The following is a 708-nucleotide window of genomic DNA, read 5'->3' as shown; positions in this document are numbered from 1 at the left end:
CCCAGACTCCGTCCGGGGGGACCCCCAGCCCCTAGCGGAACGCATGCCCACAACCGGAAAGGTAAGACGCAAGAGCACCCCCATCAGGGGCGCGGGGAACTGCGCGACCAGCCACGACGCGACCGGCAGCCGCCCACCGGGCCCGGGTGGCAACCCGGTGGGCGCAACAGGCCACCGCCCCGCAGCCGCGCGCCGAGCGCAAGCCGCACCCCCGTAGGCGCAGCGGGGTCCGCTAAAGCGCCGCGGCGCCCCGGTCCTTCAGAGAGCGCCCGTACTGCTCCAGAACCCAGAGCTCGTTCTGGACCGCGGCCAGGTGGTCCGGGTCGGCGCCCGCGCCGAGGCGGACCAGGCTCGCCTGGACCTCCTTCACCCGCCGCTCCACAGCCCGCAGCCGCACCTGCACCAGCTGCACCCCGGCATAGACCTCGTCGACGTTCTTCGCCCGGATCGCCTCGACCGCCAGCTCCGTGACCAGGCCGCGGACCGTGTCGTCGGGCGCCGCGTCCCGCACGCGGGCGAGGTAGTCGTCGGCGGCGTACGTGACGCCGCCCGCCTGCTCGACGGCGCGCCGGACCGCCACGTACGGCTCCGCCGTGAACTCGTCCTCGCCGTACGCGTCGAAGGCGGGGGCGACCAGCTCGGGCCGCTGGAGGGCGAGCTTGAGCAGTTCGCGCTCGGTGAGCTGGGCGGGGCTGCGCAGGTTGAGGG

At 74.7% G+C, this 708-nt stretch carries 1 pseudogene; it reads right to left on the bottom strand.

Annotated features, from left to right (window positions below):
* Nucleotides 1-232: 232 nt before the first annotated feature.
* Nucleotides 233-708: pseudogene (locus K6I34_RS37725) on the bottom strand (DNA primase); the annotation flags it as partial.

Origin of the sequence: Streptomyces sp. UNOC14_S4 (genome assembly GCF_020740835.1) — a bacterium.
Taxonomy (GTDB): domain Bacteria; phylum Actinomycetota; class Actinomycetes; order Streptomycetales; family Streptomycetaceae; genus Streptomyces.
This window is presented reverse-complemented; position numbering and strand designations above follow the sequence as displayed.